Source organism: Arthrobacter sp. LFS091 (assembly GCF_047977885.1).
Lineage (GTDB): Bacteria > Actinomycetota > Actinomycetes > Actinomycetales > Micrococcaceae > Arthrobacter.
In genome coordinates this window covers 287,469-311,104 of record NZ_JBFPFP010000003.1, presented here as the reverse complement: position 1 = coordinate 311,104, position 23,636 = coordinate 287,469, and the positions used below count along the sequence as shown (strand labels likewise).

The following is a 23,636-nucleotide window of genomic DNA, read 5'->3' as shown; positions in this document are numbered from 1 at the left end:
GCATTGTCATTAGGTGCCATCTCGCGCGGTGATCCTGCGGACGAAGTGCTCCGGCCACGGCTCCGCTGAGGGGGCTCCGCTGGGTACGTGGACGGTGGTGACCGTACCGAAAGCCGCCACGTCACCGCCGTCGGACGTCACCTCGAATGCCATGGTGAGCGAGGTGCGCCCCAGGGCGCTGATCTTCACCGTTGCGGTGATGCGCTGGCCGAACCACAGCTTGGCTTTGTAGTTGATGACTTGCTGGACCCTGGGCGCGCTGGGGAAATAGTCCGGCAGGTCCAGGGACCGGAAGAGTTCAGCTTCGGCGGCTTCCACCCAGCGCAGGATGGCCGAGTTGTGCTGGTGTCCGGAGGCGTCGGTGTCCACCCATTCCACCGTTCGCTCGACGCACGCCTCCGGAAACCTATCCACTTATGCTCCTACCGGGCGCTGACTGCGGCGTCGTCAGGGTCGACGTCGACGGCGGATACCGGCACCTCAGGTTGTGGCTTGGGAATCAACGCTACCGCACCGGCCGCCAGCACGGCGATACCCGCAAAGATCGCGAAGTTCGCTTCGAAGGGCAGCTTCGAGCCGGCAATCCAGCCACCGATCAACGGTCCCGAGATGGCACCAAGGCGGGCGAAGCTCAACGCCCAGCCGGTCGCCGTTCCACGGACCTTCGCCGGGTAGTAATCGGCGATGTAGCCGGTCAGAACCAGTGAGGTTGAGATTGACCCAATACCGGCGAAGGCCACGAAGAGCAGGTTGACCACCATGGTGTTGGGGAAGACCAACAGCATGATGCCCAGGCCGCCCAGAATGTAGAACACCACCAGGATGAGCTTCTTGCCGTACTTGTCCGCGGCCCGGCCCAGAAGCAGGCCACCGATCGCGGAAGCCAGACTGAAGACCAGCAGGAATGTCAGCGACGAGCCGAGGTCGTAACCGGCCTTCTTCATGATGCTGGGCAGCCACGTGTTCAGGCCGTAAACCAGCAGCAGGCCCAGGAACAGGGAGATCCAGAAGAAGACGGTGGAACGCAGGTACTTCCGGGAGAACATCGTGGTGATCGTCTTCCACCACGGGTCCGCCTGGGCGCCGGCCACAGGAGCGGCAGGAACCACCGGCCGGTATTCGGAGATCTGCAGTTTGGCGGCCAAAGCCTTGGCCTCAGGCGATCGCCCCTTGGACTCAAGGTATTCGAGGGACTCGGGGAGGAACTTCCAGATGATCGGGAGCAGCACCACGGGCGCGGCGCCGATGGCGATTACTGCACGCCAACCACCGATCGGCAGCACGAACAAGGCAGCTAGGGCCGCCACGACGATCCCCAGTGAATAACCGGAGTACATGAGCCCGTAGTTGAAGGAGCGCTTGTTCGGGGCCGAGTACTCAATGGTCAGGGCCGCAGCCACGGGGATCACGCCGCCCATGCCCAGCCCGCCGATCAGGCGGAACAGGTCGAACAGTTCCGGCGTAGGTGCCCACGCTGCGCCTGCCTGGGTGAGCGTGAAGATGACCATGGAGGCCAACAGCATCCTCTTGCGGCCCACCAGGTCACTCAGGGTGCCGATGAAGAGCGCTCCAATAAGCATGCCGATCAAGGCATATGACCCCAATCCGCCCAGTGCCAGCGGCGAGAGGTTCCATTCCTTGTACTCAGCCAGGGCCGGGAGCACCGCGCCCAGGACACCGACGTCGTATCCCTCGGCCAGGATCGCGATCCAGCAGCAGAACAACACCATGCCGGTGGTTTTGGTGGGTACATTCCAGTCATTGACGGGTGCGGTTGCCATGACTACTTCACCAGGACCGATGCTGCGTCGGACCGGGGAGTCCAACGAAGGTGTGTGGAGGACTCTTCAATGTCTACTTCCTTGAGCAGCGACAGACGCGGACGGACTGCGTCGGTGCGTGAGCTCGGCGGCTTGCGGCGTCCGGCACGGAACTGCGGGATCCACTGTGCGCCCGGGCCCTGGTATTCCTGTTCAGCCGCAGCGTGCAGGGTCCACTGGGGATCGTAGAGATGCGTACGGCCGAGCGCGATGAGGTCCGCACGGCCGGCCAGGAGGATGGAATTGACGTCGTCGTAGCTGGAGATAGCGCCGACGGCGATCACTGCCACGCCTGCCGGAGCGGCGACTTCCTGACGGATGCGGTCGGCGAACGGGGTCTGGTAGCTGCGCCCGAAGGCAGGCTTCTCTTCCTTGGCGACCTGGCCGGTGGAGACATCCAGGCCGGCGGCACCGTGCTCAACGAAGGCCTTCGCGATCGCCACGGAATCATCGGAGGTGTTGCCACCCTCGATCCAGTCGGTCGCGGAGATGCGTACCGTCACCGGCTTGCCGGCAGGCCACACCGCGCGAACGGCGTCGAACACTTCCAGCGGGAACCGCAGCCGGTTCTCCAGGCTGCCGCCGTATTCGTCGGTCCGCTTGTTGGACACCGGCGAAAGGAACGAAGAGAGCAGGTAGCCGTGGGCTGCGTGGATTTCAAGGAGGTCGAAGCCGGCTTCCTCGGCACGGACGGCAGAAGCGACGAACTCGGCCTTAATGGCGTCCATCCCGGTACGATCCAGTTCAACGGGGGTCTGGTTTTCGGCGCTGTACGGCAAGGCAGAAGGGCCGACGGCGGTCCAGTTGCCGGACTCAAGCGGCTGGTCGATGCCTTCCCACATGAGCTTGGTGGAGCCCTTGCGGCCGGAGTGGCCCAACTGCGCGCCGATCTTTGCGGTGGAACGACCGTGGACGAAGTCCACGATCTCCTTCCAGCTATCGCGCTGGGCATCCGTGTAGAGGCCGGTGCAGCCGGGGGTGATCCGGCCGGTTTCCGAGACGCAGACCATCTCGGTCATGACCAGCCCGGCACCACCCAGGGCCTTGGAGCCCAGGTGGACCTTGTGGAAGTCACCGGGAACGCCGTCCGTGGCTGAATACATGTCCATCGGGGAGACCACAATGCGGTTCTTCAGCTCCAGTTCCCCGATGCGGAAGGGCTGGAACATGGCCGGAGCCACCTCAGTGAGTCCCTGGGACTGGGCAAAGTCCCGGTCCACGGCGTCGGCGAATTCGGGATCGCGGAGACGCAGGTTTTCCTGGGTGATGCGGCGGCTGCGGGTGAGCAGGTTGAAAGCGAACTGGGTGGGATCCTGGTCCTTGTACTGGCCGATGCGCTCGAACCACTCCAGGGATGCCTGGGCTGCGCGCTGCGTGGATGCCACCACGGGCCGGCGTTCGGTTTCGTAGGCTTCCAGCGCGGCCTCGATATCCGCGTGCTCGTGCAGGCAGGCCGCCAGTGCGAGGGAGTCTTCCATGGCCAGCTTGGTGCCGGAGCCGATGGAGAAGTGTGCCGTGTGGGCAGCGTCGCCCAGGAGCACCACGTTGCCCTTGCGCCAGCTCTGGTTCCGGACCGTGGTGAAGTTGATCCATTTGGAGTTGTTGGTCAGGACGTCGTACCCGTCCAGCTCTTCGGCGAAGATTTCGCGGATCTTTGCAATGGATTTCTCGTCGGAAACACCGGGAGGGAAGACCTCGTTGGCGGTCTCGTCAAAGCCGGCGGCGTGCCAAACATCCTGGTGCATCTCCACGATGAAGGTGGAGCCCTCATCCGAGTACGGGTAGCCATGGATCTGCATGACGCCCCACTCGGTTTCCTTCACGAAGAACTTGAAGGCTTCAAAGACCTGGTTGGTGCCGAGCCACATGAACTTGTTGCTGCGGGGGTCCAGATCCGGCTGGAACGCGTCGGCGTACTTGGCGCGGATCTGCGAGTTGATGCCGTCCGCGGCAAGGACCAGATCGTAATTGGCTTCGAGCTCTTCCACCGGCGGAGCCACCGTGCTGAACCGAACGTCCACGTTGAGTTCGATGCAGCGGCGCTGCAGCAGCTCCAAGAGTTCCTTGCGGCTCATGGCAGCGAAGCCCTGGCCGCCAACGGTGATCGTCTCGCCGCCGAAGTGGATGTCGATGTCCGACCAGCGGGCAAAACGACGGCTCATGTATTCAGCCACCACTGGATCGGCGTTGCCGATCCCGCCCAGGGTCTCATCGGAAAACACGACGCCGAAACCGAAGGTGTCGCTGGCAGCGTTGCGCTCCCAAAGGGTGATGTCGTGGGACGGATCCAGCTGCTTCATCAATGCTGCGAAGTACAGGCCGCCCGGGCCGCCTCCAACGATTGCGATTTTCATGGTGTTGCTCCTTCTCAGGCCTGGCTCTGGCCGGCAGGGGTAAGTTGTACGTTCTTGTCCGCGTTTGCCGCAGGCTTCAGGAAGCCGTCGCGGAGCTTGAAGTGCTGAAGTTTTCCGCTGGGGTTGCGCGGGAGTTCGGTGACGAAACGGACATCGCGCGGGTACTTGTACGGGGCGATGGTCTGCTTGACGAAATCCTGGATTTCCTTGCGCTTGGTGGCGTCTCCTTCGACGCCGTCGCGGAGGACCACAAACGCGCAGACGATGCTGCCGCGCTCCTCATCCGGAATCCCGATGACCGCGTTTTCCACCACGTCCGGGTGCTGGTCGATGGCGGTTTCGACTTCCGGAGCGCCGATGTTGTAGCCGGAGGACACAATCATGTTGTCCGAGCGGGCCTGGTAGGTGAAGTACCCGTCGCCGTCCATGGCGAATGTGTCACCTGTGACGTTCCAGCCGTTCACCACGTAGTTAGCCTGCCGGGGATCGTCCAGGTAGCGGCATCCCGTGGGACCAATCACTGCCAGCCGTCCGATGCTGCCCGGGCCGAGTTCGTTGCCGTCGTTGTCCAGGATGGTCGCCCGGAAGCCCGGTACCGCGCGGCCCGTCGTGCCGGGGCGGATGTCATCACCGGCAGCGGAAATGAAAACGTGCAGCATCTCAGTTGCACCGATTCCGTTGACCAAACGCAACCCGGTGGCCTGGTGCACGGCTTCCCAGGTTTCCTTGGACAGGTGCTCACCGGCCGAAACGGCAATGCGCAGGCTGCGCAGTAGGTCCCCGCGCTTCTCCTTGAGGATGGCCCGATAGGCGGTGGGGGCGGTGAACAGGATGGTGGCCCCGGCCTTTGAGGCATGCTCAGCCAATTCCACTGGCCCTGCCTTCTCGGTCAGGAGCGACGATGCACCAAACCGAAGCGGGAACACCACCAGTCCGCCCAGCCCAAAGGTGAAGGCTAACGGCGGCGAACCCGCGAACACGTCCTCGGCAGTGGGCTGCAGGATATAGCGGGCAAAGGTGTCCGCATTGGCCAGGATGTCCCGGTGAAAGTGCATGGTCACCTTTGGCACACCCGTGGTGCCGGACGTCGGACCCAACAGGGCAACGTCGTCGGCAGCAGTGTCCACAGCCGTGAACTTCCCACTCTTATGCCCGCAACGGGAGGCGAGGTCGCCGTCGTCGTCGAACCCGTTGCCGGCTCCGTACGTCAGGACGGTGACGTCATCCCCGGCGGCGATCGCGAGCTCGTCCACGAACCGGTGGTCGGAAATAGCCACCACCGGCTTGGTGAGCTGGATGAGCGTGGAGACCTCAGTGGAACGCAGCATGGGCATGGTGGTGACCACTACCGCGCCGGCTTTCAGGACACCCAGCCAGGCCGCCACGATCCAGGGGTTGTTGGGGCCACGCAGCAGCACACGGTTGCCGGGAAGGACGCCGAGGTCTTCGGTGAGGACCTGGGCAACCTGGTTGGAGCGGGTCTGGAGCTGACCATAGGTCCAAACCGTTCCTTCCGGCGTCCACAGGGCGGGACGGTCCGGGCCAAACTGTTCGACAGCGTCGTCGATCAGAACGGCCGCAGCGTTGAGCCGCTCGGGGTATTGGAGTTCGGGGAGGGTGAATTCAAGCGCCGGCCAGGTGTCGGCGGGCGGCAGGTGGTCGCGGGTGAACGTGTCCACGTGGGCCGATGGCGTCATGCTCATGGCCGTTCCTTTCAGTGGTGCGTCGTTGAAGCGATGGTTGGGGAGTGGGAAGTTGGTTAGGCGCCGGCCCGGATCATGCCTTCTTGGGCAACCGTGGCAAGGAGTCGTCCCTGCCGGTCGAAGAAGCGGCCCATGGCGAGGCCCCTGTTGCTCTGGCCGGAGATGGCGTCCTGGGCGTAGAGAACCCAGTCGTCGGCGCGGCCGTCCCGGTGGAACCACATGGAGTGGTCCAGGGACGCGGTAGCGAGTCCGGGGCTGGACCAGTTGAGTCCGTTGACCCGGAGCAGGGGCTCCAGGATGGTGTAATCGCACACGTAGGCAAGAGCCGTGCGGTGCAGGTCGGCGTCGTCAGGCAGGGCATCGAAGGCTTTCACCCAAATGGCCTGCTGCGGTACAGGGCCGCCTTCCAGATCGATATATACCGGGCCGGGCATATGCCTCATATCGAAGCTGCGGCCCGTGGACCAGTACTCAGCTGCTGTGCTATCCACGCCGTCCAGCGCTTCCGCTGCTGTCCGCAGCGATTCAGGCTCGACGGCGGCAGGAGCCTGGGGCTGGAAGTCCGGACCGTCCTCGGGAACCTGGAAGGAACCCATGGCGGCGTAGACGGGTTTGCCGTTCTGGAAGCCGCGGACTGTTCTGGTGGAGTACCCGCGCCCATCGCGCAAGCGCTCCACCTCGTACCGGACGCTGGAACCAATATCCACCGGGCGCATGAAGTAGCTGTGCATCGAGTGGAGTTGCCTGTCAGCATCCACCGAGCGCATCATCGCAGCCGCAGCCTGCGCCACCATGTCTCCACCATAGGCTTTTGGCCACGGCACGTACTGGGTGGTTGCTTCATACGCTTCGTCGAAGACCTCTGCGGCCACGGGGGTGAGCTCCACGGCCTTAAGGAACGTCTCCGACGTCAGGGTTCCAGTGATCATCGCTTATGCCCGGCGGTAGTCGGCGAGGGTCTCGTCCGGGACGTCCTCGAGGTTGACCACGAGGTTTTCCGGCGTGCGAGCCGTCAACCAGACGAGTTCTTCGGTGATGGACATGTTGGCTTCGACGTGGGGCATGAACGGCGGCACGAACACCCAGTCGCCGGCCTTCATGTCGATGAACTCGGAGTAGTTCTCGCCGAAGTAGATGCGGCCGTGGCCCCGGAGGACGTAGCCGCCGGTCTCAGCCTCGCCGTGGTGGTGCGGGAGGGAGCGGTATCCGGGGGTGTTGGATACCTGGCCGAACCAGATCTTGGTTGCCGGGGTGTGCTGGATGCTGACGCCGGAAACCCGGATGCAGTCGCCTGACTGTGCGGTGTTGGTATCCTCGGCGCCGGCGCGGGTAACGACCGGTACTACCTTGCCGTCAGGCTGGGCGTAGATGGAGTTGTCGCCTTCGAGGCGGTATTCGGTGGTGGTCTGGCTCATGGGATTTCTCCTTTGTTGTTAGACGGTTGCTTCAGCGTGTGCGTGGATCCGGAACCGGTTCTCCAACCGGCCGATTCCATCGATTTCGGTCACCAGGGTGTCGCCGTCCGCCAGGAAGCGCGGCGGAGTCATCCCCATACCCACTCCCCCGGGCGTTCCCGTGAGCACCAGGTCGCCGGGACGCAGGATGGTGAACTGTGAAATGTAGGAGAGCAACTGCGCGGGGCCAAAGACCAGCGTTCTGGTGTTCCCGTCCTGCACCAGTTCCCCGTTGACGTAGCCGCGGACCTGGAAATGCTCTCCGGCTTCGTCCGTGGTGACCATGACCGGACCGACGGGAGTCGTACGGTCCCACGCCTTGCCCTGGAACCACTGCAGCGTCCGGTTCTGCCAGTCGCGCACGGAGACGTCGTTCGCCACCGTATATCCGGCGATGCCCTGCCGGGCTTGGTCCTCATCGGCGTGGAACAGTTCAGAGCCAACGACGACGGCGAGCTCGGCTTCCCAGTCGACGCGGCCGCTGCCTTGGACTTCTACAGCGTCGGTAGCACCCACCAGGGTGTCCGCGTACTTGGCGAACAGGGTGGGGAACTCGGGGAGTTCACGGCCCATCTCCTGGATGTGGTCCCCGTAGTTGAGGCCGCAGCAGATGACTTTGCCGGCGTTGGGCAGCAGCGGTGCGAAGTCAGGGTTGCTGATGGCCTCTCCGTCCGCAGCTTCCACCACGGCCCGCCAGTTGGCCTGGCCCAGGAGTGCGCCCACGTCGCTGGCCGGAAGCGCCAGGTAAGAGTCGGCGCCCGTGGCGAGTGCCGCCGTCGTACCTCCGTTTGCCGTGCGCAAGGTGGCAAGTTTCATTGCTGGTTCCCTTCGAGAATTTTCGATGTGTCGACTTTTTTACGATCGTCACATATGCTCAACGTAGCACGGCAGAAATGATCTGCACAGAGGCTTTCCAAAAGTTTTGCAGTTGCCATTACGAGGAGGAACAGCATGAGCCACCAGACGATCAACCCGGAGTCCCTGCCCAAGCCATCGGGCTTTGCGCACGGCATTCTGGCCGGCAACACCGTCTTCCTGGGTGGGCAAACCGCCCTGGACAAGAACATGAACATCGTTCCCGGCGGCATCGTGGAACAGTTCACGCAGGCATTCACCAACGTGCTGACTACCCTGCGCGAGGCCGGCGGAGAACCCGAGGACCTGGTCAACGTGACCATCTACCTCACGGACGTGGATGACTACATGGCCAACGGCCGCGAAATCGGACGCATCTGGCGTGAAATGGCCGGATCGCAGTACCCGGCCATGGCCGGCATCGGCGTCACGCGGCTGTGGCAGAAAGAGGCCTTGATCGAAATTCAGGGCATCGCGGTGATCCCGGAGCGGTAAGCCCGATAGGCCAAGTCTGTGGGACGCGCGGGTTCAGATGCCGTTTTCGGCATCGAGGCGGCCCGCACGGACTGCGCGCGCCAACTCCGCATGGTCCTTTTCGGTCTGGTCGGCGTAGTGTCTCGCCCATCCCGCCATTGCTTTTTCGAACAGCTCTGAGCGGCCAAGGTAGCCCGCGATGAATGCGGTGCCGGGAGTCTGGGAGTGGGCGCGGGCGAGCACACCCCCGCACAGCTGGGCATAGTCGGCCAGTGCCCCCGGGCCCAACTGATCCACGGCGAAGGACCCCTTCATGTCGCGGAATTGACGGACGAAGTAGTCCCGAGGCTGACCATCGGCCTCCACCGCGTTGCCCACCCATCCGAGGAACGGATCGGATTGTGCCTGCATGATCCTCTGGCCGGCCACGGTTCGGTAGCCTTGGCCGAAGCTGGTCAGCAACCGGACAACATCTGAGGATGGTCGGGAGCCTCCGTGACTCTCCAGCACGGAGCGCTGCACCTCTTTTGCTTGCAGGAACAAGGGCTCCTCCGATGGGCCCAGCATCAGGATCACCCAGCAACGGGTTCCGACGCTACCCACTCCGACCACCCGCAACGCTACGTCCACCAGCCGGTATTGGCTTACCAGCACTGCAGTATCGGCGCGCAACGAATCCCGATACTGGTCAAAAAGTGCGCTCACCCGATCCAGCGTCGTAGTTTCAGGGTGGTAGACCAACGGCCACTGGTCGACGATCCTCCGCTCCCCCTGGACCGTCTCCGTAGTCATCTTGGCCAGAACCTGTTCGGAGGTCCGCCTCTTGGCCTTCTCGACGTCCTTCTCCAGGATGTTTTTCCTGGAAAGCCTCCCGGACGACATGGTTGCCATGAGCACGTCCATATCGACGTGGAAGTAGTACCTCTCTGCTGCCGTACCCTCGAACAACCTCCGCATCGCCACCCGGTACCCCCTCGCCGAAGCTTCAGCAGCCGTTTGGCATGGTTCCTCAGAGTGGCCGCTGTTGCGTCCGCTCAGCCAGATACTCGCGGTGAGCCTCTTGACGTCCCATTCCCATGGCGCCGGGAAGACCTCGTCGAAGTCGTTGAGGTCGAATACCAAGCGGCGCTCGGGAGACGCGTACAAACCGAAGTTGGCCAAATGGGCGTCGCCGCAAGCCACCACTTGGTGCCCGGAAGTCGCCTCCGTGGACAGGTCACCGGCCATCACGGCGGCGGCTCCCCTGAAGAAGGCGAAGGGCGTCTGCAGCATTCGCCCAACCCGCACAGGGACAAGGTGCGGCAATCGGGAGGCGTGCTGCTCCTCAAGAATCGATACCGGGCTGCGGTCCGGCATCGAGAACTTTCCCTGGGCACTCCGCGGCAAGGCCTCCCGGGCGGCTTTACCCCTGGCGCGGTCTTGGTCGACTGGACTCCACGTACCACTGACAAGCGGACTCATGCCCCAAGTGTGGCATCCAGGTCTTCTTGGGTGAACCATGTCCCTATGGGAACCGTCACTGAGTACCTGGAGAGTGTTAACGCCGACAACCGCGCCATCCTGGAACGGATCGTTGGGATCGCCCGCGAGTTGGCCCCCGACGCCGAAGAAGGAGTCAGCTACGGCATGCCCGCGCTGCTGGTGGACGGCAAAGGCTTTGTGAGTGTCATGGAAACCAGGAAGCACCTGGCCCTGTACCCGTTCAGCGGGCAGATCCTGCCGGAGATGTCGGAGGAGCTGGGTGGATATTCGTGGTCTCCCGGCACACTGCGGTTTTCCGCGGACAATCCTGTGCCCGACTCGATGATCCGGCGGATCCTGGAAACGCGGCTGGCGGCGATCCGGAAGTAGCCTCAGTGCTTCGCGGAAACGTCCTGCGAGATGGCGTTGGCCGCGGCCACCACTTCCTGCCGCACGGATTCGAGGTACTTCTCAGGGTCTGGCTGCGCTGCTACCGCCTGGGCTTGCAATGACACGTTGATGGCCGCGACGTTGTCCCCGTTGTTGTGGTTAAACACGGGCGCCGCGATGGACATCAGCCCGAGTTCGAGCTCCTGATCGAGCAGGCACCAGCCTTGTGTACGGACACGCTCGACGGCGGCCCTCAAGTCGGGCACGCTGGCGACGGTCCGCGGCGTGAGCGGGGTGAGTTCCGCCGTCGAAAGGTAGGCATCAAGCTTGGCTGGCGGCAATCCGGCGAGCAGGACGCGACCCATGGATGTGGCGTAGGCGGGGAAGCGGGTGCCGACCGTGATCCCGACGTTCATGATCCGGCGCGTAGCAACGCGGGCCACGTAGAAGATATCCGGACCGTCGAGAACCGCGGCCGAGGTGGACTCCCCCAGCTTCAGGCTCAGCTCCTCAAGGTGCGGCTGGACGAGTTGCGGCAGCGACAGGGCCGACAGGTACGAGTAGCCCAGCTGGAGCACCTTGGCCGTGAGCGCGAACGTTTTGCCGTCGGTGCGGACATAGCCCAGTTCAACAAGGGTGTGCAGGAACCTGCGGGCCGTGGCGCGGGTCAGGTCCGTCCGGGCAGCGACTTCGCTCAGTGTCATCACCGGGTTGTTCGCGTCAAAGGCCCGGATCACGGCGAGCCCGCGGGCCAGTGACTGGACATACTGGTCGCTGGCCTGCGGGGTTACTGCGGAATCGGTCATGGTTACCAATCCTAGGCTGCGTTGCGGGGCCTGCTCTGCGGGGTTCACACGCGAAATGCCCTGCAGAGCGGGCCCCACAACGGGAGCGGTGCGACTTGCGGGGCCTACTATGCAGCCTTCAGCGGCAGGGGAACCAGTTCCTGGATTTCCTCGAACGTGCAGCCGAAGGTTTCACGGACGGTGACGCCCTCGGGGCCAGTGAGGAACACTGCCTTGTCGGTGTACACGCGCGTGACACAGCCGACGCCGGTCAGGGGGTAGGTGCACTGTTCCACGAGCTTGGACACGCCTTCGCGCGTCAGCAAGGTCATCATCACGAAGACGTCCTTGGCTCCGGTGGCCAGGTCCATGGCACCTCCGACGGCGGGGATCGCGTCCGGGGCGCCGGTGTGCCAGTTCGCGAGGTCTCCCGTGGCCGAGACCTGGAAGGCGCCGAGGACACAGATGTCCAGGTGACCGCCGCGCATGATCGCGAACGAGTCAGCGTGGTGGAAGTAAGAGGCGCCGGGGAGTTCGGTGACGGGGATCTTGCCGGCGTTGATCAGGTCACCGTCGATCTCGTCCCCCTCAGCAGCCGGGCCCATTCCGAGCATCCCGTTCTCCGTGTGGAGGGTGATGTTCTGTTCCTCGGTGAGGTAGTTCGACACCAGGGTTGGCTGGCCGATGCCAAGGTTCACGAACGAACCCGGGGTGATGTCACGGGCAACCAGCTGGGCGAGTTCATCGCGTCCCAAGGGCTTCTCGGACGTCTGGATGGTTGTCTGCGTGCCCACGATCAGGCCACCTTTCCTTCAGAAACGGCACCAACGCGAACAACCGAATTCACGTAAATCCCCGGGGTCACTATGTTCTCCGGATCCAAGGAACCCGTGGGCACGATCTCCGAAACCTGAACAATCGTGTGCTTTGCGGCGGCGGCCATGATGGGCCCGAAGTTACGGGCGGTCTTGCGGTACACGAGGTTGCCCTTGCCGTCTGCCTTGAGTGCCTTGATCAGTGCGACGTCAGCGTGGATCGGGGTCTCGAAGACCTGCCATTTCCCGTCCAGCAACCGGGTTTCCTTGCCCTCAGCCAAGGTGGTGCCGTACCCGGTGGGCGTGAAAAACCCGCCAATCCCGGCCCCGGCTGCACGGATACGCTCGGCTAGGTTTCCCTGCGGCACGAGCTCCAGCTCAATCTCCCCGGCGTGGTATTTCGCGTCGAAGTGCCAGGAATCAGACTGCCGCGGGAAGGAGCAGATCATCTTCCTGACCCGGCCTTCCTTGATCAGCAGCGCCAAACCCTGGTCGCCCTGGCCGGCGTTGTTGTTAACCACGGTCAGGTCCTTGGCACCACAATCCATGAGTGCATCGATCAGCTCGAACGGCTGCCCGGCATTGCCGAACCCGCCAATCATCACAGTGGAACCGTCCTTGATCCCGGCCACGGCCTCGCCAACAGTGTCAATGAAATTCAACATCGCCCTTAGACTCCTTCTGAAACACCAGAGGTTACGTTTTCCAGCACCACGGCCAGGCCTTGACCCACACCGATGCAGATCGCCGCGACACCCCAGCGCTGCCCGGAGGCCTGCAAGGACCGGGCAAGTGTGCCCAGGATGCGGGTACCGGAAGCACCGAGCGGGTGACCCATGGCGATCGCACCACCATGCCGGTTCACGATTGAGGGGTCGATCCCCCACGCATCAACGCACGCCAGCGACTGCGCGGCAAACGCTTCGTTAAGTTCGACGGCGCCCACCTGGTCCCAGCCGATGCCCGCCTTCGCGAGCGCCTTGTTGGCTGCCTCCACCGGGGCGTACCCGAAGAACTGGGGATCGTTGCCGTGCGCACCGCGGCCTGCGATGCGGGCCAACGGTTCCAGGCCGAGGATCGAGGAGGCAGCCTCGGAACCGATCCACGCCGCCGACGCACCGTCCGACAAAGGCGAGGCGTTCCCGGCGGTGACCGTGCCGCCGTCGGGCCCGTCAGACTCAGGCCGGAATACTGTCTTCAAGCCGGCCAGCTTCTCCGCGGAGGAACCTGCGCGGATGCCTTCGTCGCGTACAAGATCAGTGCCCGGAACGGCAGACACAAGGTTGTCGTAGAACCCTTCGTTCCACGCAGCATCAGCCAGGTTGTGCGAGTCCGCCGCAAAAGCATCCTGGCGCTCCCGGGTGATCCCGTACTTCTCGCGCAGCCGTTCGGTGGCCTCGCCCAGGGAGATGGTCCAGTCCTTGTTCATGGCAGGGTTCACCAGTCGCCATCCCAGCGTGGTCGAAGCCAGGGTCATGTCGCCGGCGGGGTAGGGCTTGGAGGTCTTGGGCAGCACCCACGGCGCGCGGGACATGGATTCGGCGCCGCCCACCAGCATCAGCTCGGCGTCGCCTGCGTTGATCTGCCGGGACGCGATGATTGCCGCGTCCAACGACGAACCACAGAGGCGGTTGACGGTGGTGCCCGGAATGGAGACCGGCAGGCCAGCGAGCAGCGTGGCCATGCGGGCCACGTTGCGGTTCTCCTCGCCGGCACCGTTGGCGTTGCCGAACACCACCTCGTCGATCCGCTCAACATCCAGCCCGGGCGCCCGCTTCACGGACTCGCGGACCACGTGGGCGGCAAGGTCGTCGGGACGGACAGCAGCAAGGCCGGAGCCGAACTTGCCGAAGGGCGTGCGCACGGCGTCGTACACAAATGCCTGGTTCATGGGTTTCTCTCTCTATCTCCCCAACTCGGGGACGGTCAGCCTCGTTATGAGGCATCAGCGGGACATGAGCTCGTCCCGTGGCTGGGTTGTCGGGCTAGTTGGCGGCGTCGATCTCGGCGAACACCTTTTGGGCCGTCTTGAACGCTGAATTGGCCGACGGCACACTGCAATAAATCGCCGTCTGCAGCAGGATTTCCTTGATCTCGTCCCTGCTGAGTCCGTTGTTGAGGGCCGCCCGGACATGCATGGCGAGCTCCTCCCAGTGACCGTGCGCCACCAAGGCCGTGAGGGTGACCGCGGAACGCATCTGCCGGCTCAGGCCGGGCCGCGTCCAGATGCCACCCCAGGCGATCCTGGTGATCATGTCCTGGTAGTCCTCGGTGAAGGAGTCCTTGTTGGCGTTCGCCCGGTCCACGTGCGCATCGCCCAGCACTTCGCGCCGGACAACCATGCCGGCGTCGTAAATGTCCTGGGCGGTGGCATCCGGTTGGACGGCACCGTTCCGCGCTGCGCCGATGCCCTCGGGGTTTACAGAATTCACAGTCCGTTCTCCTTCATGAAGGTCCGCATCAGCCCGGCCACCACGGCCGGTGCCTCAGCCGGAGCCAGGTGCCCCACGCCGTCGAGCGCTTCCGCCACGGCGAAACCGCCACCCGCCCGGATCCCGGCAACGGTCTCTTCCGCCATGGACGGCGGTGCCACAGTATCCTCGACGCCGGCGATCGCCTGCGTGGGGACCGTGATGCTCCCGAGCTGCTCGCGGACATCGAAAGCAGCCAAGGCTTCGCAACAGAATGAGTAGCTGAAGCGGTCGGCATCGCGGAGGGCGTGCAGGAGCCGGCTGCTGATCTCCGGCTGGCGGTCCATGAATCCAGGGCCGAACCAACGCTCAGCAGAACCCTGGATCATCACCGGCGTGCCAAGTTTGCGGACAGTTTCCGCGCGTTCCAGCCAACCCTCGGGCGTGCCGAGCTTGGGTCCGGAGCACTGAACGGACAGGCTGCGGAGCCGGTCGCTGTGCTTGATGGCGAGCTGCAGCCCAGTGGCACCGCCCAGGGAGACCCCCGCATAGTGGAACGTGGCTCCAGGGCTCACTGAATTGACAAGATCGACGACGGCGTCCGCCAGTTCCGCGACATCGAAACCTTCGGTGGTGGTCGGCGAGATGCCGTGGCCGGGGAGGTCCCAGCCGATGACGTCGTACTCATCGCCCAGAAGGGCTGCGGTTTCTGTCCAGAGCACGGTGGATGTGCCCAGCGACGGGCCAACCACCAAGAGCGGCTTGCCTCCCAGTTCCCGCTGCGGAGACAGCAGCACTGCCTTGACTGTCGGCTTAGCCATGGGTGGCTCCTTTCGTGGAAGTGTCATCGGAGTAGGCGGCGAGGATCCGGCGGCTGATCTCGCGTGCCTCGCCGAGGTAGCTTGCCGGATCGAGCAGCGCCTCAAGTTCAGCGTCGGAGAGCTTGTCCGACGGCACGGCCTCGCGAAGCAGCTTGCGGTAGGCGTCCGCCTGCTCGGCGGCAGGCACGGTGAGGGTTTCGTCAACGACGGCCTGCAGCTTTTGCTTCCCGTCCTCGCCCAGGAGAGGGGCGACGGCGGCCGCCACACCTTCGCTGAGCAGCAGCGGACCCGAAATCTCCAGATTCCGGCGCATGGCGTCAGGGAAAACGCGCAGGCCTTCCGTGAGTTCGCGGACGTGGCCGGCCGCACCGGCAGCCAGTGCCAACAACTGGCGCAAGGCCGGCCATTCACTGTGCCAGGCGCCGTCCGGGCGTTCGTCGTTGAAGGTGGCCGCTGCGAGGTGCAGCTGCGAGGCAAGGCCGGGAGCCTGCAGCGCCGCACTGCGTACCAGCACTGACAGCACAGGGTTCTGCTTCTGCGGCATGGCCGAGGAAACGCCGCGCCCGGCAGCCAGAGGTTCGCCGAGTTCGGCTACTTCGGGGCGGCTGAGGAACAACAGGTCCGCGGCGATCTTGCCGAAGGAGTCGATCAGGGCGGCGAGCCCGTCTCCCAACGACGTGATAGACAGGCGGTTGGTGTGCCAAGGAGCCGGGGCGGACGCCAGGCCCAGCTTGGCGGCGAGGGCATCGGAAAGAGCGAAGGCCGTTGTGCCCGAACCCGCTGTCAGCTTTGCCCCGGAAGCAAGCGTTCCGCCGGCACCGCCGAACTGGACCGGCAACTCCAGCGATTCCAACCGCCGGGAAGCTGCGGCAACCCCTTGGAACCACTGTGCTGCCTTGAGCCCGAACGTGTACGGGAGGGCATGCTGCGTCAGGCTCCTCCCGACGCACAGCGTGTCCGCATGCTGTTCTGCCAAGGTGGCGAGCGCCGCCGTCGTTGCTCTGACATCAGCCAGCAACGCAGAGACGGTGCGGCTGGCGAGCACCATGAGGGCGGTGTCCAGGACGTCCTGGCTGGTCAGCGAGGTGTGGACGGCTTTGGCGGCGCCACCACCCGTGATGTCCAGGGCTTTGACGCGGGCACGGAGTTCTCCGAGTAATGGAATGACCGGGTTTCCACCACCCTGCGCGCGTTGGGCGATGAGGGCCAGGTCGAAGTGACCGGCGTCGGCGGCTTCGGCCACCACAGCGGCGGACCCTTGCGGGGCCAGCCCGGCGTCCTCGAGGACAGCCGTCCAAGCCGCTTCGACGTCGAGGATTGCCGCGATCACGGCACGGTCGCCCGTCAAGGCCGTGACAGCGGACGACGCCGAAACGGGGCTGAGGAGGCCGAAGTCACCGTCGGTCATGGGGTTGCCTGATCTCCGGAAGCCAGATCCAGCGAACCGTCCTGCTGGAAGTCCAGGAAGACGGTTTCGTCGCCGCCCTGCAGGCGGATGTCCCAGGTGAGGCCGCCGTCGGGATCGCGGCGCGCGATCAGGGTCTTGCGGCGTTCGGGATCCAGGGAGCTCAGCAGCGGATCGTTGGCCAGCGCTTCCTCATTTTCCGGCAGGTACACGCGGGTGAAGAGGCGGTTCATGAGGCCGCGGGCAAAGACCGCCACGGAGATGAACGGTGCAGCTCCAGCCTTAAGCGGCCCGGGGTTGACCGTGGTGAACGTGTACACGCCGGAGTTGCCCACGGCCCCGCGGCCCCAGCCGGTGAACGTGTAGCCGTCGCGGACCAGGGAGCCCGTGCGCTGGACAATGTTGCCCTCGGAGTCGGGCTGCCAGATTTCCAGGATGGCGTCCGGGATGGTGTTGCCCGCGCCGTCATAGACAGTTCCTTGAAGCCGGATGCTGCCCGGGCTGCCCGGTGCCAGGAGTTCGTTGTCCTTATTAAAGGGAAGGGCGTAGCCGTAGAACGGGCCTACGGTTTGGCCCGGTGTGGGTGCCAGCTTGCTCATGCGCTTACTCCTCGTCCCCGGCGTCGCCGTATGCTTCGTTTTCCGTCCAGGTCCGCTTGGACCCGGTCAGGATGATGTCCCACTTGTAGCCGAGGGCCCACTCGGGGCTGGTCAGCTCGTGGTCGTACTGGGCCACGAGGCGGTCGCGGGCGTCCTGGTCCACGATCGACTGGTAGATGGGGTCCAACGGAAAGAGCTGGTCACCCGGGAAGTACATCTGGGTGACGATGCGCTGGGTGAACTCCGATCCGAACATGGAGAAGTGGATGTGGGCCGGGCGCCAGGCGTTCAGGTGGTTCTTCCACGGGTACGCGCCGGGCTTGATGGTGGTGAAGCTGTAGGAACCGTCCGCACCCGTGATGCAACGCCCGACGCCGGTGAAGTTCGGGTCCAGCGGGGCGGGGTGCTGGTCGCGCTTGTGGATGTAGCGGCCTGAGGCGTTGGCCTGCCAGATTTCCACGAGTTGCCCAGCAACCGGGCGTCCGTCGCCATCGAGGACACGGCCGGCAACGATGATGCGCTCACCCTGGGGCTCGCCGTTGTGCTGGATGGTCAGGTCCGATTCCAGGGCGTGGACATCCTGGTGGCCGAACGCCGGCGAGTAGAGCTCGATGGTCTCCGGGTCCGCGTGGTGCAGGCTCTTGGTGGGGTGGCGCAGGATGCTGCTGCGGTACGGCGCGTAGTCCAGCCGCGGCATGGTTTCGGGGCCCTTACCGTCCTTGACGGCCTGGGCGTAGCGGTTGCCGATGGCCTGGATCTCAGCACTGAGATCTGCCTGGGTTTCCACCTTCTTGGTGTCGTGCGCGGCGTGTGGCTCAGCTGGCGGCACGAGTTCCTCGGTTTCGAGAGCTTGTGCGGTGTGGTCTTGCGGCACAGCCGGCTCCTTTCATTTGTGGTTTCGGTTTAGTCCGGGCGGCTATGCCCGGTGGAGCGAGTCGTATTGGACGGCGTGGCGCACCGGGGCGTTGGGCGCACCGTAGCCGTCGTAGTTGCCGCGCCGCTCCACCATTTCGAAGAACACACTGCCCACTGTGGCGGTGTAGAAGTGGAGGAATTCGCCGCTGGCGTCCCGGTCATACAGGAGGTTCAGTTCCTTGAGGGTGGCCAGGAATCCGGGTTCAAGATCGAACCGGGCATCCAGGTCCTCGTAGTAGTTGGCCGGAATCTGCAGGAACTCCAACCCCCGAGCGCGGGCGGACCGGGCTGTTGCCACGAGGTCGTCCACGGCGAAGGCGATGTGTTCCTGGTACGTTTTGCGTGCCTTTTCGGCCTGCTGCGCCGGCGCGAGGTTCAGCACCAGCCGCACGGCTTTGTTGCCAGTCTGCATGACTTGGGAGCGGACCAGGCCGCTGGGGCTCGGAACCTCGGCGAAGGGCTGCGGTTCCAAGGCCAACGCACTGGTGTAGAAGAGGACAGCCTCATCGAAGTGCTGCCACGGCTGGGCCAGGTTCACGTGGTCAATGACCGCTGTTTGGCCGGCGCCGGCATGCTCCAGCCCCTCACCAAATTCGTGCGTCCACGCGGCGGTCCCGTCCGGGCTGCCTTGGCAGAGGAAGATCTCCGTGGAGTCCGGCGCCGAGATGCCCTGGAACACCTCTTCGTCGGCCTGGACCTTGCGGGCCACCACAGGGGCCTTGAGTTGCTGGGCGCGAGCGGAGGCAATCACTGGCGAATCGACGTCGAACCCCAAAGCGGCGATAGCCGGTTCCGCGTGGTGCGGTGCTTGTTCGTTGATGATCACGCGGGCCTGGCCCATGGTCCAGAGCTGGACGTCCTTGGTGCGGTGGCGGCCCTCGAACTCGAAGCCGAGCTGGCCCAGGAGCTTCTCGAGCTGCGCGGTGTCGTCAGCCTTGACCTCGGCGAAGTTGAAGCCTGCGGGTTCGTTCACCTTGGGCAGCGTGGCAAGTTCCATGGGATAACGACGGCGGGTGGCGGCTTGGTCTTCCGGTGCCGCTGCTGTTGGGGTGCTCGCGAGCCACTTGGCGCTCTGCTCCTCCAGCCAGATCAGCGAGCGCATGGCATCCACTGCGGTCCGCTCAACGTCGGACTGGCGGAAGACGTCGTTGAACACTTCAAGGGAAACCGGGCCCGTGTAGCCTGCGCGGACCACGTGGCCCATGAACTTGGCGAGCTCGAACTGTCCCTCCCCGGGGAAAACCCGGTAGTGCCGGCTCCACGAGAGGACATCCATGGATAACTTGGGGGCATCGGCAACCTGGACGAAGAAGATCTTCTCCGCGTTGATGTTCTCGATCGGGGCGGTTTCCCAGTCGCGGGAAAGGATGTGGAACGAGTCCAGGCAGGTGCCGAGGTTAGGGTGGTCCACCATGTCCACCAGGCGGTACGCGTGCTCGTAGTCGTTGACGTACTTTCCCCAGGCGAGGGCTTCGTAGGCAACCTTCACGCCGTGGTCCCCTGCCAGTCCGGCGAGTTCGGCGAGCTGCTCAGCCCGCAGCTGGTCGTCGTCAATGGTTGCCGTGGCCACATTGGAGCACACCAGGATGGTGTCCATGCCAAGGCGTTCCATCAAGTTGAACTTTGCCTCTGCACGCTTGAGGTTGGCCTTCAGCAGGTCCGGAGTGACGCCGTCGAAATCCCGGAACGGCTGGTAGAGGTCAAGGCCCAAGCCGAGATCGGCCGCCATCTTCCGGACTTCCTCCGGGCTGAGGGATGAGGTGACCAGGTCCTGTTCGAAGATCTCGATGCCGTCAAAGCCCGCAATGGCGCAGGCCTGCATCTTCTCTTTCAGCGTGCCGGACAGGCAGACGGTTGCGATTCCGGTGCGCATCAGTGCGTCGCCTTCGCCAGGGTGCCCTCGTTAAGGGTGGCGGCGGTGTCTTCCAAGGCGATCAGCTCCAGGAAGTGGGCGCGCATCCGCTCCCGGTCCGCTTCGCGGCCGGTGATGAGCTGGAAGGCATCCGCGGCCTGACCGACCGCCATGCGCCCGCCGTCCAGGACGGCGCAGCCCTTGGCCCGGGCTTCGCGGACCAGTTGCGTTTCGATGGGGCGATAGACGATGTCCGCAACCCAGTGCCGCGGCTCCAGGAGTTCGATGTCCAACGGCAGGCCCGGGTGGGCGGCCATGCCAATGGGCGTGCAGTGAACCAAGCCGTCAGCGCTGGGCATGAGCTGTGGGAGTTCGTCCGGCGTGCGTGGCGTGACGCTCGCCTCCGGAAAGAGCTCGCCGAGTTCCGCTGCGCGCTCAGCCGCCCGCTCAGCGTCCATGTCTACCAGGTCCAGTTCCTTGACGCCTGCCGTAAGCAGTGCGTAGGCGACGGCGGACCCGGCGCCGCCGGCGCCCAATTGCACGACGCGGTTGAGTTTGGCATCCGGGAGTCCGTCGGCGAGCGCCGAGCCGAAGCCGGAGAAGTCCGTGTTGTGTCCGATGAACCGGCCATCCTGAACCAGGACCGTATTGACGGCACCCAGGCGCGCGGCGTCGTCGGAAATTTCGTCGAGGTGCTTCATCACCAGCTGCTTGCAGGGGTGCGTGATGTTCAAGCCGTTGAAGCCCATGCGCTGGGCGGCGGTCAGGAGATCCCCGACGGCGGTGGCCGGCAATGCGAGTTCAAGCAGGTCCACGGGGCGGTACAGCAAGCGAAGGCCCTGCACATCGGCTTCGCGTTCATGCATGGGCGGAGTGAGCGAGGGCATGACGCCTTCGCCTATCAGGCCCACCAGAACGGATTCGGCTCGGTTGCTCATCCTCAAGCTCCTTCTAACTTCAGCACCGCGGACAGATGGCGTTTTCTGGGCGCCGCATGCCGGGTGTTATTTACGTTACTACAGATGTTCATATTCCGCACGCTTGTTCTTATCGCGAACAAACATTGATTGCGGCTCGCATTGTTGGGCCCGCTCTGCGCGGTATTCCTGGGATTTAGCGCGCAAAGCAGGCCTCACAACGAGGGGTCAGCGCCTCGGCAGGCGTGCCGCGAGTTCGGCCGCGGCCTCCTGCAATGTGGGGACGTGCGCGATGAGTTCCTCCATGGTGAGCCGGAAGACCGGCACAGCCGTGGCCAATGACGCGAAAGCGTGGCCCTGGGAATTGAGGACGGGAACGGCGACGGCGCGCATGCCGATTTCGTTTTCCTCGTCCATCACCGCATAACCTTGGCGGCGCACCTGCTCGATCTCAGCGCGGAAGGCGTCGCGATCAGTGATGGAGTGCTCCGTGAGGGGATCCAACGGAAGTTCCTCCAGGAGTCGCTTGCGTTCGATTTCCTCCTCGAAAGCCACAATGGCCTTCCCCACCGAGGTTGTGTGCAGCGCACCCAGATGGCCGGGGTCGCTGGTGACGCGGAATGTCTTGGGTCCGTCCACCTTGTTCACCGTCAGGTGATGGTTTCCATCCCGGACGGACAGGATGGTGGCCTCATGGGTGCGCTCGGTGACCCGCTGGAGCACCGGCAAGGCTGTGGCCGCAAAGCCGTGGTGGTTCGACACCCGCTGGCCCAGCTGGAATACCCGCAGGCCCAGGTGATACCGCCTTCCGTCGGGTTCGTAATCGACGAAACCGTCGCGGGTCAGGGACCCCAGCAGGCGGTAGGTAGTGCTGAACGGTAGGCCCGCACTCCTCGCCAAGTCCGCTGCACTGGCCCCACGTGGTTCTTCGCCAAGCAATACCAACAGGCTCAGGGCCTTGCCGACCATGTCGGTCTTTGTGTCGTCTTTCACACTCATGGTTCGATGCTCTCACATGGTGAGAGCTATTTCTAGATGGTGGGGACATCTATTGACAAGTGACCACACTCACAGCCACTATTGCTGTATTGCACAAGTAGCTCTCACCATGTGGTTACTTTGAGGGATGATCTGGCCGCACCTCGCTCTGGTCTCCCACAGACGCTAGATCCGCGACATCGTCGTCAAAGAAGGAACACCCAATGAGCCAAACAATGCCGTCAGCGACGCCAGGCACTGAAACCATCACCGGAACACCCCGCAAAGCCGCCCTCGCCAGCTTCCTGGGCAGCGCCGTCGAATACTACGACTTCTTCATCTTCGGCTCGGCGGCAGCACTGATTTTCCCGCACGTCTTCTTCCCGGACGCCGATGCCAACGCAGCGATCATGTCCTTCGCGACCTTTGGCTTCGCCTACGTCGCCCGCCCCATCGGCGCCATCATCCTTGGCCACTTCGGCGACAGGATCGGCCGCCAAAAAGTCCTCATGTTCACCTTGGTGCTCATGGGTGCGGCAACGTTCGTCATCGGCTGCCTCCCGGACTTCAAGACCATCGGCTGGTGGGCACCCGTGCTGCTGGTCCTCGCCCGTCTCTGCCAAGGCCTCTCCGCAGCAGGTGAGCAGGCCGGCGCATCATCAATGACCCTTGAGCACGCCCCCGATAACCGCCGGTCCTTCTTCACCTCGTGGACCCTGACCGGTACGCAGGGTGGCCAGATCCTGGCGGCCCTGGTCTTCATTCCCGTGGTGGCATTGCCTGACGAGATCAAGTACGGCATCGGCTGGCGCATCCCCTTCTGGCTCAGCGCCGTGGTGGTCATCGTGGCCTTCTTCATCCGACGCACCCTGCACGAGCCGCCGGCATTCGCCGAGGCCAAGAAGAACAACCAGATCTCCAAGCTTCCCGTCGCCGACCTCCTTCGCCTGCACTGGCGCGACGTGCTCCGGGTAGTTTGCTGCGCCTTCATCGCCGCCGTCAGCACCGTCTTCGGCACCCTCGCCATCAAGTACGCCCAGGACGTGGCGCACGTCAACAGCACCATCACGCTGTGGTTGGTTGTTGCGGCCAACGTCGTAGCCCTCGGAACCCAACCATTGTTAGGCAAGCTCGCAGACAAAATCGGCCGGAAGCCCGTCTTCATCTACGGAGCCATCGCCAGCGCCATCATGACCCCGGTGTTCCTGCTGACCCTCGAAGGCGGCAACGTTCCACTCATGTTCGTGGTCTCCGTGGTCTACTTCGCCTTCGGGTACGCGGCAGCGAACGCCGTATGGCCTTCCTTCTACGGTGAAATGTTCAGCACAAAGGTCCGCTTCTCGGGCCTGGCCATCGGCACCCAGCTCGGCTTCCTCATGGCAGGGTTCGCTCCGGCGATCGTGACTGCGCTCGGCGGGACCAAGCCCGGCGGGTGGGTCCAGATCTCCATCTTCACCGCCGTGATTTGCGCCATCGCAGCAGTCTCCGCGATGACTGCCCGCGAATCGGCCAAGATCCCCACCTCGCAGCTTGGCCTGCACAAGGAAGCCCAGCCCGCGTAGCCGGGGAAGTACCTTCCGGACGCTTCACAGATAGGAAATGCCCGGCATGTTTCGCGACATGCCGG

General features: G+C 64.1%; 23 protein-coding genes. 3 read left to right on the top strand and 20 right to left on the bottom strand.

Annotation, left to right across the window (positions count from 1 at the left end; all coding sequences use genetic code 11):
- Nucleotides 1-9: 9 nt before the first annotated feature.
- Genes ACNQOP_RS07095 through ACNQOP_RS07065 form a run of 7 tightly spaced genes read right to left on the bottom strand, consistent with a single transcriptional unit; the run spans nt 10 to nt 8,147 of the window.
- Nucleotides 10-414 (bottom strand): acyl-CoA thioesterase, encoded by a 405-nt coding sequence (locus tag ACNQOP_RS07095; RefSeq protein ID WP_416403792.1) that lies wholly within the window; start codon nt 412-414, stop codon nt 10-12.
- 8 nt (nt 415-422) lie between these two features.
- The gene (locus tag ACNQOP_RS07090) at nt 423-1,781 is read right to left on the bottom strand and encodes an MFS transporter (protein ID WP_416403791.1); all 1,359 of its coding nucleotides are present in this window, start codon (nt 1,779-1,781) and stop codon (nt 423-425) included.
- A gap of 2 nt (nt 1,782-1,783) precedes the next feature.
- Nucleotides 1,784-4,174 (bottom strand): bifunctional salicylyl-CoA 5-hydroxylase/oxidoreductase, encoded by a 2,391-nt coding sequence (locus tag ACNQOP_RS07085; protein WP_416403790.1) that lies wholly within the window; start codon nt 4,172-4,174, stop codon nt 1,784-1,786.
- A gap of 14 nt (nt 4,175-4,188) precedes the next feature.
- Nucleotides 4,189-5,877, bottom strand: a complete 1,689-nt coding sequence (locus ACNQOP_RS07080; protein WP_416403789.1) for an AMP-binding protein — start codon at nt 5,875-5,877, stop codon at nt 4,189-4,191.
- Nucleotides 5,878-5,933: 56 nt separating this feature from the next.
- The gene (locus ACNQOP_RS07075; RefSeq protein ID WP_416403788.1) at nt 5,934-6,806 is read right to left on the bottom strand and encodes an acyl-CoA thioesterase; all 873 of its coding nucleotides are present in this window, start codon (nt 6,804-6,806) and stop codon (nt 5,934-5,936) included.
- 3 nt (nt 6,807-6,809) lie between these two features.
- Nucleotides 6,810-7,292 carry a cupin domain-containing protein gene (locus tag ACNQOP_RS07070; protein ID WP_235518381.1) on the bottom strand — a complete coding sequence of 161 codons (483 nt, stop codon included), beginning with the start codon at nt 7,290-7,292 and terminating at the stop codon, nt 6,810-6,812.
- A gap of 18 nt (nt 7,293-7,310) precedes the next feature.
- Nucleotides 7,311-8,147, bottom strand: a complete 837-nt coding sequence (locus ACNQOP_RS07065; protein WP_416403787.1) for a fumarylacetoacetate hydrolase family protein — start codon at nt 8,145-8,147, stop codon at nt 7,311-7,313.
- Between the two features lie 135 nt (nt 8,148-8,282).
- Between ACNQOP_RS07065 and ACNQOP_RS07060 the strand changes: the two genes are divergently transcribed.
- On the top strand, nt 8,283-8,681 hold the full coding sequence (locus ACNQOP_RS07060) for a RidA family protein (protein ID WP_235518376.1): 399 nt from the start codon (nt 8,283-8,285) through the stop codon (nt 8,679-8,681).
- Nucleotides 8,682-8,714: 33 nt separating this feature from the next.
- Here the strand turns inward: ACNQOP_RS07060 and ACNQOP_RS07055 are convergent, their stop codons facing one another.
- Nucleotides 8,715-10,121, bottom strand: a complete 1,407-nt coding sequence (locus ACNQOP_RS07055) for a DUF2252 domain-containing protein (RefSeq protein WP_416403786.1) — start codon at nt 10,119-10,121, stop codon at nt 8,715-8,717.
- Nucleotides 10,122-10,166: 45 nt separating this feature from the next.
- Between ACNQOP_RS07055 and ACNQOP_RS07050 the strand changes: the two genes are divergently transcribed.
- Nucleotides 10,167-10,511, top strand: coding sequence for an iron chaperone (locus tag ACNQOP_RS07050; protein WP_257369782.1), 345 nt, complete (start codon nt 10,167-10,169; stop codon nt 10,509-10,511).
- Nucleotides 10,512-10,513: 2 nt separating this feature from the next.
- Here ACNQOP_RS07050 and ACNQOP_RS07045 read toward each other — a convergent pair whose 3' ends face one another.
- The 12 genes from ACNQOP_RS07045 to ACNQOP_RS06990 form a co-directional block, all read right to left on the bottom strand.
- Entirely contained in the window at nt 10,514-11,317 is an 804-nt protein-coding gene (locus ACNQOP_RS07045) for an IclR family transcriptional regulator domain-containing protein (protein WP_416403785.1), read from the bottom strand.
- Between the two features lie 107 nt (nt 11,318-11,424).
- Nucleotides 11,425-12,090, bottom strand: a complete 666-nt coding sequence (locus ACNQOP_RS07040; RefSeq protein WP_416403784.1) for a 3-oxoacid CoA-transferase subunit B — start codon at nt 12,088-12,090, stop codon at nt 11,425-11,427.
- Between the two features lie 2 nt (nt 12,091-12,092).
- Nucleotides 12,093-12,776: a 3-oxoacid CoA-transferase subunit A gene (locus ACNQOP_RS07035; protein ID WP_416403783.1), complete on the bottom strand. Its 684-nt coding sequence runs from the start codon at nt 12,774-12,776 to the stop codon at nt 12,093-12,095.
- 5 nt (nt 12,777-12,781) lie between these two features.
- Nucleotides 12,782-14,002: a thiolase family protein gene (locus ACNQOP_RS07030; RefSeq protein WP_257369787.1), complete on the bottom strand. Its 1,221-nt coding sequence runs from the start codon at nt 14,000-14,002 to the stop codon at nt 12,782-12,784.
- Between the two features lie 94 nt (nt 14,003-14,096).
- Entirely contained in the window at nt 14,097-14,543 is a 447-nt protein-coding gene (gene pcaC, locus ACNQOP_RS07025) for a 4-carboxymuconolactone decarboxylase (protein WP_416403782.1), read from the bottom strand.
- A complete protein-coding gene (locus tag ACNQOP_RS07020; RefSeq protein ID WP_416403781.1) occupies nt 14,540-15,343 on the bottom strand; it encodes an alpha/beta fold hydrolase in 804 nt (267 codons plus the stop codon). The genes pcaC and ACNQOP_RS07020 overlap by 4 nt, the downstream gene beginning before the upstream one ends.
- Nucleotides 15,336-16,751, bottom strand: coding sequence for a lyase family protein (locus ACNQOP_RS07015; RefSeq protein ID WP_416403780.1), 1,416 nt, complete (start codon nt 16,749-16,751; stop codon nt 15,336-15,338). Before ACNQOP_RS07015 ends, ACNQOP_RS07020 begins: the two co-directional genes overlap by 8 nt.
- A complete protein-coding gene (gene pcaG / locus ACNQOP_RS07010) occupies nt 16,748-17,347 on the bottom strand; it encodes a protocatechuate 3,4-dioxygenase subunit alpha (protein ID WP_284987418.1) in 600 nt (199 codons plus the stop codon). Before pcaG ends, ACNQOP_RS07015 begins: the two co-directional genes overlap by 4 nt.
- A 4-nt stretch (nt 17,348-17,351) precedes the next feature.
- The gene (pcaH, locus tag ACNQOP_RS07005) at nt 17,352-18,221 is read right to left on the bottom strand and encodes a protocatechuate 3,4-dioxygenase subunit beta (RefSeq protein WP_235518331.1); all 870 of its coding nucleotides are present in this window, start codon (nt 18,219-18,221) and stop codon (nt 17,352-17,354) included.
- Between the two features lie 42 nt (nt 18,222-18,263).
- A complete protein-coding gene (locus tag ACNQOP_RS07000) occupies nt 18,264-20,135 on the bottom strand; it encodes a bifunctional sugar phosphate isomerase/epimerase/4-hydroxyphenylpyruvate dioxygenase family protein (RefSeq protein ID WP_416403779.1) in 1,872 nt (623 codons plus the stop codon).
- Nucleotides 20,135-21,052: a shikimate dehydrogenase gene (locus tag ACNQOP_RS06995; protein ID WP_416403778.1), complete on the bottom strand. Its 918-nt coding sequence runs from the start codon at nt 21,050-21,052 to the stop codon at nt 20,135-20,137. Before ACNQOP_RS06995 ends, ACNQOP_RS07000 begins: the two co-directional genes overlap by 1 nt.
- A gap of 207 nt (nt 21,053-21,259) precedes the next feature.
- Entirely contained in the window at nt 21,260-22,030 is a 771-nt protein-coding gene (locus tag ACNQOP_RS06990) for an IclR family transcriptional regulator (RefSeq protein ID WP_416403777.1), read from the bottom strand.
- 203 nt (nt 22,031-22,233) lie between these two features.
- Here ACNQOP_RS06990 and ACNQOP_RS06985 point away from each other — a divergent pair, with 203 nt between their 5' ends.
- Nucleotides 22,234-23,571, top strand: a complete 1,338-nt coding sequence (locus ACNQOP_RS06985; RefSeq protein WP_416403776.1) for an MFS transporter — start codon at nt 22,234-22,236, stop codon at nt 23,569-23,571.
- The last annotated feature ends 65 nt before the right edge of the window (nt 23,572-23,636 follow it).

Bases quoted from the DNA above. Each gene is read 5' to 3' on its own strand.
- ACNQOP_RS07090 (WP_416403791.1), bottom strand. From the start codon at position 1,781: ATGGCAACCGCACCCGTCAATGACTGGAATGTACCCACCAAAACCACC.
- ACNQOP_RS07085 (WP_416403790.1), bottom strand. From the start codon at position 4,174: ATGAAAATCGCAATCGTTGGAGGCGGCCCGGGCGGCCTGTACTTCGCA.
- ACNQOP_RS07080 (WP_416403789.1), bottom strand. From the start codon at position 5,877: ATGAGCATGACGCCATCGGCCCACGTGGACACGTTCACCCGCGACCAC.
- ACNQOP_RS07075 (WP_416403788.1), bottom strand. From the start codon at position 6,806: ATGATCACTGGAACCCTGACGTCGGAGACGTTCCTTAAGGCCGTGGAG.
- ACNQOP_RS07070 (WP_235518381.1), bottom strand. From the start codon at position 7,292: ATGAGCCAGACCACCACCGAATACCGCCTCGAAGGCGACAACTCCATC.
- ACNQOP_RS07065 (WP_416403787.1), bottom strand. From the start codon at position 8,147: ATGAAACTTGCCACCTTGCGCACGGCAAACGGAGGTACGACGGCGGCA.
- ACNQOP_RS07060 (WP_235518376.1), top strand. From the start codon at position 8,283: ATGAGCCACCAGACGATCAACCCGGAGTCCCTGCCCAAGCCATCGGGC.
- ACNQOP_RS07055 (WP_416403786.1), bottom strand. From the start codon at position 10,121: ATGAGTCCGCTTGTCAGTGGTACGTGGAGTCCAGTCGACCAAGACCGC.
- ACNQOP_RS07050 (WP_257369782.1), top strand. From the start codon at position 10,167: ATGGGAACCGTCACTGAGTACCTGGAGAGTGTTAACGCCGACAACCGC.
- ACNQOP_RS07045 (WP_416403785.1), bottom strand. From the start codon at position 11,317: ATGACCGATTCCGCAGTAACCCCGCAGGCCAGCGACCAGTATGTCCAG.
- ACNQOP_RS07035 (WP_416403783.1), bottom strand. From the start codon at position 12,776: ATGTTGAATTTCATTGACACTGTTGGCGAGGCCGTGGCCGGGATCAAG.
- ACNQOP_RS07030 (WP_257369787.1), bottom strand. From the start codon at position 14,002: ATGAACCAGGCATTTGTGTACGACGCCGTGCGCACGCCCTTCGGCAAG.
- ACNQOP_RS07020 (WP_416403781.1), bottom strand. From the start codon at position 15,343: ATGGCTAAGCCGACAGTCAAGGCAGTGCTGCTGTCTCCGCAGCGGGAA.
- ACNQOP_RS07015 (WP_416403780.1), bottom strand. From the start codon at position 16,751: ATGACCGACGGTGACTTCGGCCTCCTCAGCCCCGTTTCGGCGTCGTCC.
- pcaG (WP_284987418.1), bottom strand. From the start codon at position 17,347: ATGAGCAAGCTGGCACCCACACCGGGCCAAACCGTAGGCCCGTTCTAC.
- ACNQOP_RS07000 (WP_416403779.1), bottom strand. From the start codon at position 20,135: ATGCGCACCGGAATCGCAACCGTCTGCCTGTCCGGCACGCTGAAAGAG.
- ACNQOP_RS06995 (WP_416403778.1), bottom strand. From the start codon at position 21,052: ATGAGCAACCGAGCCGAATCCGTTCTGGTGGGCCTGATAGGCGAAGGC.
- ACNQOP_RS06990 (WP_416403777.1), bottom strand. From the start codon at position 22,030: ATGAGTGTGAAAGACGACACAAAGACCGACATGGTCGGCAAGGCCCTG.
- ACNQOP_RS06985 (WP_416403776.1), top strand. From the start codon at position 22,234: ATGAGCCAAACAATGCCGTCAGCGACGCCAGGCACTGAAACCATCACC.